Raw genomic sequence first — 9,256 nt, 5'->3', positions numbered from 1 at the left:
TTGCAGCCGATCGGCGCGGAGCTGGGTCTGCCGAGCCTGCCCTCGACCAGCATGGGCCTGATCTTCGCGCCCGGCCGCGCCTCGGCCGAGACCAAGGCGCTCGCCGAGGCGATCCGCGGCTCGCTCGGCGATCCCGCGCGCGCAGCGGCGTGACCAGCTCGCCGCCGCGCCGCCGTAGGGCTCAGGTCGAGCCCGGCGGGATGAAGGCGCAATAGAGGTAGATGTCTTCGAATACGTTAAACGAGTAGCCGCCTTCCCGGTCCTCGTCGGTCGCGTGACGATAGCACAGATGCGCGCGGTGCGAGTCGTCGCTGGGCGGATCGCCGGGGATCGGCAGGAAGGTGATGCGGTCCGAGGGGATCGCGATCCAGCGACTTTCGCGGGTCAGGAACTCGAACCGACCGCCCTGCTCGCGATACGAGGTCGCCGCGCAATCGTTGCCGCCGCAGCAGAGTTGGCCGTTCTTGCCATGCACGCCGGTGTAGATCTCGTGCGCGCGAGGGGCCGAGAGCGGCGCGATCGCCAACGCGCCGCCGAGAGTTGCGCTTAGGAGTGCTTTCAGCATGTCAACCGCTCCTGTTGGCGGCCGAACGCTCGAGGCGCTCGTCGTAGCGTTCGGGCCGCGTGCCGAAGGCCTCGCTCGGGTGCGGGTTCCCCCCTGAATGAAAAAATCTTGACGCTACGCGAAGGACGCCTTCGCCGAGGCCTGCGTCGCCGGGACCGGCGAATCGCGACCGCGCCGTCGCCGCCGTGGCTAGCAAGATGCAGGCCAGCTACGCGGAACAGCTTCTGCGGTCGAGACGTCAAACGCCGCCCATCATCGACCGCGAGCCCGCCCGCTGACGGGCGCGCCTGATTCGTCAATGGAATCCCCAGGCTGAAGATTCGTCAAGACGTTTCGGCGCCGCTCAGGCGGCCGGCGCCGGCGCGCGCTCGTCGGCGAAGCCGCAGGCCGTCAGCGTTTCCAGCATGTGCGGCGGCGCCGGCGCCTCGACCACGACTGGCGGCTGGTTCTTGGACAGGGGAACCTCGACCCGGCGCGCCAGTAATTGCAGCGGGACTTCGGCGCGCGCGCCGTAGATCGCGTCGCCGAGGATCGGCCAGCCCTCGCTGGCGCAATGGACGCGCAACTGATGGGTGCGACCGGTCAGCGGCGTCAGTTCGAGCCAGGCGATCGGCGCGCCACGCCATTGACCGCGGCCGCAAACCCGCCAGCCGGTCTTGGCCGGCAGGCCGCTCGCTTCGACCTTCATCCACCAGCCGCGCGCCGCGTCGAGCCGCGCCAACGGCTTGTCGATCAGCCCTTCGGCTTCGGCCGGCCCGCCGACGACGATCGCCCAGTAGGTCTTGCCGATCTTGCCCTGCTTGAATAACAGGCCGAGCTTTTCGAGCGCCTTGTGGTGGCGCCCAAGCACCAGGCAGCCGGCGGTGTCGCGATCGAGGCGGTGGGCAAGCGCCGGCTTGCGCGGCAGGCCGAAACGCAGCGCGTCGAAATCGTCCTCGAGATTGGCGCCGCCCTTGGGGCCGCGATGGACGGCCACGCCCGCCGGCTTGTCGATGACCAGCATCAGCCCGTCGCGATAGAGCAATCGCGCTTGCATCTCTTCCGGCGTCATGGCGCGAGTGCTAGCGGTCGCGGCGGCCGCGGACAAGTCAGCCGACGCCCCACGATTTACGCTCGGGGCGTGATGATACGGCTAAAAGCGCTTCGCGCCGCGCTCTCCTATCTTCTGGCGTGACGGAATGTTAGCTAGCGGCCGCGAGGGCGGACGCCCCGATGCTCCTCATCCTGAGGAGCGCCGCTACGGCGGCGCGTCTCGAAGGACGAGGGCGCCTTCCAGGCAGGCGTGAGTTGGCGTCAGGCGCCAGAGGATGCGAGTGTGAGCGAAGCCGACGACGACAAGCCGAAAGCCGGCCTGCTGAGCCGCTGGCGCCGTCGCGACGACGCGCCGGCCGCGCCGGAAGCGGGCGAGGCGGCGCGCCGCGGCTGGCTGGCCAAGCTCGCCGCCGGCCTGTCGCGCACCTCCTCGGCGCTCGGCCGCGGCGTCGCCGACATCTTCGCCAAGCGCAAGCTCGACGCCGATGCGCTCGACGCGCTCGAGGACATCCTCATCCAGGCCGATCTCGGGCTGGCCGCCGCGACCCGCATCCGCGAGGCGGTCGGCGGCGGCCGCTACGACAAGGGAATCGAGCCTGAGGCGGTGAAGGCGATCCTCGTCGAGGAAATCGCCCGCTCGCTCGAACCGGTCGCACGGCCGCTCGAAATCGACGCGAACCGGAAGCCGTTCGTCGTCCTGGTGGTCGGCGTCAACGGCTCGGGCAAGACGACGACCATCGGCAAGCTCGCGGCCAAGTTCGTCGCCGACGGGCTCAAAGTGACGCTTGCCGCCGGCGACACCTTCCGCGCCGCGGCGATCGAGCAGTTGAAGATCTGGGCGAGCCGCGCCGGCGCCGACATCGTCGCGCGCGAACCGGGCGGCGACGCGGCGAGCCTCGCCTTCGAAGCCTTGACCCGCGCCAAGGCGACGGGCGCCGACGTGCTGCTGATCGACACCGCCGGCCGGCTGCAGAACCGCGCCGAGCTGATGAGCGAGCTGGAAAAGATCGTCCGCGCGATCAAGAAGGTCGACGCCGAGGCGCCGCACGCGACGCTGCTTGCGCTTGACGCCACCGTCGGCCAGAACGCGCTGAGCCAGGTCGAGATCTTCGGCCGCATCGCCGGCGTCACCGGCCTGGTGATGACCAAACTCGACGGCACCGCGCGCGGCGGCATTCTCGTCGCGGTGGCGGAGAAATTCGGCCTGCCGGTGCATTTCATCGGCGTCGGCGAGGGCGTCGACGATCTTGAACCCTTCGCCGCGCGCGACTTCGCCGCGGCGATCGCCGGCGTCAGTCAGGAGAATTCATGAACGCAGGCCTTGAAATTGTGGCGTCGTGGCCGGGCTTGACTCGGCCATCCAGGCGCGGCGGCCGACCAATTGCGCCGTTCTCTTCGCACTGTCGCGGTCGCCGGCTCGAAATCAACGTGACCGAAGCAGCCGGGATGGCCGGGTCAATTCCCGGATCAAGTCCGGGGACGGCCATGACGTGGGAGGGAGCGGGCCCATGACCCAAGACTCTGCCGCGACGCGCAAGGCGCTCAACCCCTGGGTCAAGTTCACGCTCGAGCTCGGGCCGCTGGTCCTGTTTTTCGCCGCCAACGCCAAGCCGGCGCTGTTCGGCTGGCTGGTGAACGGTTTCCTTCCCCAGGCTCTGCCGCCGGACAAGGTTGGCATGCTGACCGCGACGGCAGTCCTGATGATCGCAGCGGTCGCGACAATCAGCCTGTCATGGATACTCACGCGCCGGCTCGCCGTCGTGCCGGTCGTAACCGCCGTCTTCGTGCTGGTTTTCGGGACGTTGACGTTATTGCTGCAGGACAAGACGTTTATCGAGGCGAAACTGACAATCATCTATTGCCTGTTCGGCGGCGCCTTGCTGGGTTCGATGTTGCTCGGCAAACTGGTGCTGCCGATCGTGCTCGATATGGCGATTCACATCGACAAGGATGGCTGGCGTAAACTCACGCTGCGCTGGGGACTGTTTTTCTTCGCCCTTGCCGCCCTGAACGAAGTGCTCCGTCACTACCTGACTTGGGATCAGTGGGTCACGTTCAAGTCGTTCGGCGTTTTGCCGCTGACCCTGATATTTGCGGTCGCGCAGACGCCGCTGATCTTGCGCCACGAGACCAAGCGCGACGCCTTCGCCGACGAAATGTAGGATGCGCGCTTCGCAAAGGCCGCGTCTCGCCTGACGCCGGCCCACGCGCCGCTGATCATGCGCTACGAGGCCAAGGGCGAGGCGACCGGCGACGACCTCTGAAACAGGCCGCGGCCGCGTAAGTAGTCGGCGAGATCGACGGCGAGCGCGTCGAACAGCCGCTTGACCCGCGGCGTCGCCTTCAGGTCCTCGTGCATGACCAGCCACATCTCGAGGGCGAAGCGCGCCGCGCCGGGCAGGACGGGGACGAGGTCCGGCGACTTGCGCGCGACGCCCTCCTGACAGCCGCCGATGCCGACGCCAGCGCGCAGAGCCGCGAGTTGCGCCAGTTCGTCGTCGCAGCGAAAGCGGAACGCCTCGCGCGTGAACGGCCCCTTGGCGCCGACCGAGCGCGCCGAGCTGTCGTCGCGGTCGAAGCCGATGACGCAATGCTGGGCGAGATCGGCGAGGCTCTGCGGCGTCCCGAACCGCGCCAGATAGTCGCGATGGGCGTAGAGGCCGATCGGCGTGCGGCCGATGCGCCGCGCGACGAGGCCGCCCTGGGTCGGCCGCGCCATGCGCACCGCGAGATCGGCCTCGCCGCGCGCGAGGTCCTGGTTGCGGTTGCTGAGCGAAAGCTCAAGCGTGATCGCCGGATGGTCGGCCGAGAAGCGGGCGAGGATCGGCGGCAGCACTTCGACGCCGACGACGTGGCTCGCCGTCAGCCGCACCACGCCGCGGTCGGGCGAGGCCGCGCTCGCCGCCGCGCGCTGAGCCGCGTTCGCCGCGACCTTCATCGCCTCGACATGCGGGGCGAGGTCGCGCGCGGCTAACGTCGGCGTCAGGCCGCGCGGCGAGCGCGCGAACAGAGCGACGCCGAGCGCCGCCTCGAGCGCGTCGATATGACGGCCGACCGTCGGTTGGCTCAGCCCCAACCGGCGCGCCGCGCCCGACAGCCCGCCCTCGCGCATGACTGCGGCGAAGGTGCGCAAAGCCTCCCACGGCGGATCGCTTCTTGCCATACATAAATGTATAGGCAAGGCACGAAAATATGCAATTCCGTATGAAGGGGAAAGCGCCCATCCTGTCGCCGTTCAAATTCGACAGGAGTTCGCCGATGTCCGCTGTCGCTGTTTCCAGGGTTCCCGCCCGCGTCGCCGCGGCCCGCGGCGTCGCGACGCTGTTGCGGCTCGAAGGGCTTGTCGTTCTCGCCGCGGCGGTTTCCGCCTACGCCTTCGTCGGCGGCGCGTGGCCGCTGTTCGCGCTGCTGCTGCTCGCGCCGGATCTGGCGATGTTGGGCTATCGCTTCGGCCCGGTCGTCGGCGCGGCGGCCTACAACGCTGTCCATACGTATCTGGCGCCGGCGGCGCTTGGCGCGGCTGGGCTGGCGCTCGGCGCGCCGGGCATCCAGGCGCTGGCGCTGATCTGGATCGCCCATATCGGCCTCGATCGCGCGCTCGGCTTCGGCCTCAAATACGCGACCGGCTTCGGCGACACCCATCTCGGCCGCTTCGGCCGCAGCGCATGATGAGGCGAGACATGCGCGTTCACGCCGTCGAGACGGGCCGGGTGCGGGTCAAGGCGAGCCAGCTCGTCGGCCGCGGCCGCGGCCTGGCGCGCCGCCTCGCGCCGATCTTCGACGATGAATGGTCGGGCTGGCTGCCGACCTACGCCTTCGCCGTGGAACACCCGGAAGGCGTCATCCTCGTCGACACGGGCGCCAACGCCGGCCTCAAGCGCCTGCCGCGCTGGCATCCCTATTTTCAGCGCGCGGTGAAATTCGACATCGAGCCGGAGCAGGAAGCCGGAGCGCAACTGCGCGCTATGGGCGTGGGTCCGAGCGACGTCCGGCTGATCGTCCTCACCCATCTCCATATCGACCACGACGGCGGCCTCGCCGCGTTTCCGCGCGCACGCGTCCTGGTCAGCCCCGGCGAACGCGCCGCCGCGGCGGGTCTCAAGGGGCGAATCAACGGCTATCTGCCGCAGCGCTGGCCGTCGCAATTCGATCCTGAGCCGCTCGTCTTCGTCGACGAGCCCTACGGCCCGTTCGCGCGCTCGCGCCGGCTGACGGCGGACGGCGCGCTCACCGCGCTGCCGACGCCGGGCCACACCCCCGACCACATCTCGGTCGCGCTCGACGATAGCGAGCGGCGGATCGTCTTCGTCGGCGACGCCACCTACAGCCAGGACAATCTTCTCGCCGGACGCGTCGACGGCGTCAGCCCCAAGGCGGCGATTGCGCGCGACACGATGGCGCGGCTCGCCGCGCTTGCCGCCGCGCGGCCGACATTGCTGCTGCCAGCCCACGATCCAGGCGCGGCCGACCGCCTCGCGCGCGGCGAGGCCGCGCCAATCGGCGTCGCCGCGGCGCGCGCGGCGTGAGCGCGCCCAGGCCCGACGCAGGCGCGCCTTGCGACCCCCGGCGCGCCATGGTAATCGGCGCCCCGACCCCGAAGGCAGGCGAGAGCCCGCCGTCGCGCCCGCGGAGAGGTGGCAGAGTGGTCGATCGCGCCGCACTCGAAATGCGGAGTACGGGCAACCGTACCGGGGGTTCGAATCCCTCCCTCTCCGCCACGACTTAAGTCTCTTATATTACATAAGAATTTGACTTTGGCCAGGCCAAATCCGGGCCGGATTTCCGGCTCTTGTCGGCAGTGCGTTTTCCAGCCCGTCAGTAGAGACGTTCTTTGGTCGATTTCTCCACCCTCCGCGCCCGAAAGTCTCGAACGGGTTTTTCAGTGGTACGGGCGTCTCTGAGCTGTGAATCGACGGCGGGTCTGAACGCCGATCGGCGTCCTAATCGCTTGAGATCATAAAAGGCAGCTGGGTCAGGCGGCAACGCTGATTTACAGTCAATCTTCTGCGTTGGGAAGATATCGACCTCGAAAAGCACACTGCCGTGCTGCGCGGCGCGAAATTGACCGACGGCTCCTATCGCGAGCGGACAATCGGTCTGTCGGCGCGGGCGGTCGAGATCCTGCGCGGGTTGTCGCCGCAGGGCTCCGGCGCCGTATTCGCCAATCGCGCCGACAGCGTCTCGCGACTTCCGCGCCGCCTGCGAACGCGCCGGTATCAAGGACCTGATATTCCACGCTCAGCGCTCCGAAGGCGCCTCGCGCATGGCGGGCGAGCGTGGGCTCGATATCGTCGAGCTCGCGGAACAGGGCGGGTGGCGATCGATACAGGTGCTGCGGAAATACTATCGCCCCGATCCCCGCAGGATCGCGGCGAAGCTCGATCAGCAGCCTTCCAAGTGAGCGGCAAGGGGACCTTCAGACTACGATTCTGGGGGTCGGGGGTATCGGATCGGAAACAAATACGCGGGACGATGCTCGCTAGATAGAGGCTCAAGACGCGACATCAGATCTAGATTTGGTTGCAGAGAGCGCCGCAGATGCCCCTCGAGCGCCGCTGCAGCCGATTCCGGGCTTCCTTCCAGCAGGGCATCGTAGATCTGAATGTGCTCGGCGGCCATTTTCATCAATTCGGCCGTCCTCTGGTAAGAAACGAACGCCGAGTGAGTCGGGATGAGGGGCCGATGGGCCCGCAAAATCGTGTCGAAAAGGACTTTGTTGTCACAATGCGCAAGCGTCTCTTGGTGAAGGTCGCGCTCGATCCGCTCCCGTTCGGGAGGTGCGACGTTGCCTTTTCGAGCGCGATATGCGCGATCGCGACGACGGGTCAATTCGCTTTTGGTAAGATGGGGAAACGACTGGCGCAACGCTTCCGGCTCAAGCATCCAACGAACTTGAAAACGGTTGGCGAGTTCGTCGGCCGTCAGAGGACCCGCATACCATCGCTGATTCCGGTCGTGAACGGCGATCCCCGCCAATTCGAGCTTCACCAGTACTTCATGAGCAATGGTGCGGCTGACGCCATAGTACTCGGCCAATGCGCTTTCATTCAACATGAAACGCCCATAAGCTAGGCAGGCGGCAACCGAATGCTCGACCTCGCGATAGATTTGATTGCCGCGATTGCGAGTCCGCCGCGGTCCGGAAAAATGGGGCGGCAGCTCAAGCCCCGCTTTCAATAAATCAAGGCGCTGCGCAGCGGGCGGACTTCCCCGCCCGCTTCGCACCAAGTAGCCACGCCCGCCGAAACCCGAGATCAGCCCTTCGTCGCAAAGGAGCTTGAGCGCCGCGCTAGCGGGTACGCGACTTGTCTGGAATGCTCGCGCGACATTGGCTTCGCCAAGCACAAGGCCGTCAATCAGAACTCCGCGTCGCAAATGATCGCGGAGCACGGAATAGATCACCTCGTAGAGCGACTCGCTTTTGCGGGCCTGTGCACCCTGAACTTGCGTTTGCATGGCGGCGGCGAGATAGACCTTCTGATAGGCAGACATTTATCGTGGATGATAATCCGCGACGGTCCAGCGATGATTGGCCCAGTCAGCCATGGCCCGACATAGCTGCCGCGCGACCGGCGTAATTCCGTCCATTACTATGAATCCATGAACCGTCCCTCTCCATTCTTCGAAGGTAACGGTCACGCCAGCCTCGATCAGCCGCATCGCATAAGCCCTCGCGTCATCGCGCAATGGATCATGGTCCGACGCAACTATAAAAGCAGGGGCAAGTCCCGAGACATCCTCGGCGTAGAGCGGCGAAATTCCCGGGTCTTCTCGATCCATTTTGGCGCAGTAGTTGTCGAGATACCAATCGATCGCGTCGCTCGTCAAAAGAAATCCCGTTGCGAACTTGTTACGACTCGGTCTCTCGAGCTTCGCATCGGTGAGCGGGCAAATGAGCATCTGTCCCGCCAGCGGATTTCGATCATCACGCGAAGCCTGGGCGAGCACCGCAGCAATATTCGCCCCCGAGCTGTCGCCCGCCACTATTACCTGCGACGGGTCGATGCAGAGCGCCGACTGAGAAGAGCGGATGAAGGCGAGCGCAGCCTTGGCGTCCTCGATCGCCGCTGGGAAAGGGGCCTCGGGCGCTTTACGATATTCGACGGCGATGACTTTGCATTTCGCCGCCAACGCCAAGGCCCGGAGAACGCCGTCGTGGGTCTCGAGGCTGCCCAGCACCCAGCCGCCGCCATGAAAATAGAGCATGGCGCCGTCGCGGTCGCCGCCGGGATAGAGGCGCGCGCTGAAGGACCCGCCATTGCCTTCGATCGCAAACGTTTCGATTCCGGGCAATGGATCTTTCTGCCCCCACATGGCCGGCAGTGACGTCTCCGCTTCCTTGCGAATTTCGCTTAGCGGCCAAGTTTGCAAATCGACTGCCGCCTTGTTGTCCCCGGCTTCCAGCATCAGTCGGATCTCGGGTCGCAACCGAGAGCGGTCCACTCCACGAAAATCTGTCTCGTCTTCCGTGACTATGTGTCGCGCCCGCGCCTGGGTCCCTACTACCGATCGATTGGGATCGTCGACCAAATGAGGACTCATCGCTGCGCCCGCCCTGTGTTTTCCGCCCCATCGCATCGCCAGTTCGACCCGGCGATCTCAGAGCCTTCGTAACTACTAACTAGCACGTGGTAACGCATATTGCATTCAATATTCGTT

10 protein-coding genes and 1 tRNA gene are annotated in these 9,256 nt (G+C 66.4%); 6 read left to right on the top strand and 5 right to left on the bottom strand.

Annotated elements, in window-relative coordinates; genetic code table 11:
- Positions 1-181: 181 nt before the first annotated feature.
- Complete coding sequence (locus tag ABSF49_RS17350) at positions 182-565, bottom strand: hypothetical protein (protein WP_424113902.1); 384 nt, start codon at positions 563-565, stop codon at positions 182-184.
- Positions 566-908: 343 nt separating this feature from the next.
- A complete protein-coding gene (locus tag ABSF49_RS17345) occupies positions 909-1,601 on the bottom strand; it encodes an RluA family pseudouridine synthase (protein WP_424113901.1) in 693 nt (230 codons plus the stop codon).
- A gap of 279 nt (positions 1,602-1,880) precedes the next feature.
- Here ABSF49_RS17345 and ftsY point away from each other — a divergent pair, with 279 nt between their 5' ends.
- Positions 1,881-2,909: a signal recognition particle-docking protein FtsY gene (gene ftsY, locus ABSF49_RS17340; RefSeq protein WP_424113900.1), complete on the top strand. Its 1,029-nt coding sequence runs from the start codon at positions 1,881-1,883 to the stop codon at positions 2,907-2,909.
- 25 nt (positions 2,910-2,934) lie between these two features.
- The gene (locus ABSF49_RS17335) at positions 2,935-3,759 is read left to right on the top strand and encodes a septation protein A (protein ID WP_424113899.1); all 825 of its coding nucleotides are present in this window, start codon (positions 2,935-2,937) and stop codon (positions 3,757-3,759) included.
- 62 nt (positions 3,760-3,821) lie between these two features.
- Here ABSF49_RS17335 and ABSF49_RS17330 read toward each other — a convergent pair whose 3' ends face one another.
- The gene (locus ABSF49_RS17330) at positions 3,822-4,760 is read right to left on the bottom strand and encodes a LysR family transcriptional regulator (RefSeq protein ID WP_424113898.1); all 939 of its coding nucleotides are present in this window, start codon (positions 4,758-4,760) and stop codon (positions 3,822-3,824) included.
- A 95-nt stretch (positions 4,761-4,855) separates the two neighbouring features.
- Here ABSF49_RS17330 and ABSF49_RS17325 point away from each other — a divergent pair, with 95 nt between their 5' ends.
- From ABSF49_RS17325 to ABSF49_RS17310, 4 genes are all read left to right on the top strand, one after another.
- On the top strand, positions 4,856-5,266 hold the full coding sequence (locus ABSF49_RS17325; RefSeq protein WP_424113897.1) for a DUF4260 family protein: 411 nt from the start codon (positions 4,856-4,858) through the stop codon (positions 5,264-5,266).
- An 11-nt stretch (positions 5,267-5,277) separates the two neighbouring features.
- The gene (locus ABSF49_RS17320) at positions 5,278-6,123 is read left to right on the top strand and encodes an N-acyl homoserine lactonase family protein (protein WP_424113896.1); all 846 of its coding nucleotides are present in this window, start codon (positions 5,278-5,280) and stop codon (positions 6,121-6,123) included.
- Positions 6,124-6,225: 102 nt separating this feature from the next.
- Positions 6,226-6,315 (top strand) — tRNA-Ser (locus ABSF49_RS17315).
- A gap of 359 nt (positions 6,316-6,674) precedes the next feature.
- Positions 6,675-6,998 (top strand): tyrosine-type recombinase/integrase, encoded by a 324-nt coding sequence (locus tag ABSF49_RS17310; RefSeq protein WP_424113903.1) that lies wholly within the window; start codon positions 6,675-6,677, stop codon positions 6,996-6,998.
- Positions 6,999-7,018: 20 nt separating this feature from the next.
- On the opposite strand, the gene ABSF49_RS17305 is transcribed toward ABSF49_RS17310, so the two are convergent.
- Positions 7,019-8,089 carry a GntR family transcriptional regulator gene (locus ABSF49_RS17305; RefSeq protein ID WP_424113895.1) on the bottom strand — a complete coding sequence of 357 codons (1,071 nt, stop codon included), beginning with the start codon at positions 8,087-8,089 and terminating at the stop codon, positions 7,019-7,021.
- Entirely contained in the window at positions 8,090-9,004 is a 915-nt protein-coding gene (locus ABSF49_RS17300) for an alpha/beta hydrolase (RefSeq protein WP_424113894.1), read from the bottom strand.
- Positions 9,005-9,256 lie beyond the last annotated feature (252 nt).

This window comes from Roseiarcus sp., assembly GCF_049514155.1.
Classification (GTDB): domain Bacteria; phylum Pseudomonadota; class Alphaproteobacteria; order Rhizobiales; family Beijerinckiaceae; genus Roseiarcus.
The sequence above is the reverse complement of the archived record's forward strand: the minus strand, read 5'-3'. Positions and strand labels throughout refer to the sequence as shown.

What these genes read in the sequence shown, in the direction of transcription:
- ABSF49_RS17350 (WP_424113902.1), bottom strand. Translation starts at nt 565, where the DNA reads ATGCTGAAAGCACTCCTAAGCGCAACTCTCGGCGGCGCGTTGGCGATC.
- ABSF49_RS17345 (WP_424113901.1), bottom strand. Translation starts at nt 1,601, where the DNA reads ATGCAAGCGCGATTGCTCTATCGCGACGGGCTGATGCTGGTCATCGAC.
- ABSF49_RS17330 (WP_424113898.1), bottom strand. Translation starts at nt 4,760, where the DNA reads ATGGCAAGAAGCGATCCGCCGTGGGAGGCTTTGCGCACCTTCGCCGCA.
- ABSF49_RS17325 (WP_424113897.1), top strand. Translation starts at nt 4,856, where the DNA reads ATGTCCGCTGTCGCTGTTTCCAGGGTTCCCGCCCGCGTCGCCGCGGCC.
- ABSF49_RS17320 (WP_424113896.1), top strand. Translation starts at nt 5,278, where the DNA reads ATGCGCGTTCACGCCGTCGAGACGGGCCGGGTGCGGGTCAAGGCGAGC.
- ABSF49_RS17305 (WP_424113895.1), bottom strand. Translation starts at nt 8,089, where the DNA reads ATGTCTGCCTATCAGAAGGTCTATCTCGCCGCCGCCATGCAAACGCAA.
- ABSF49_RS17300 (WP_424113894.1), bottom strand. Translation starts at nt 9,004, where the DNA reads ATGCTGGAAGCCGGGGACAACAAGGCGGCAGTCGATTTGCAAACTTGG.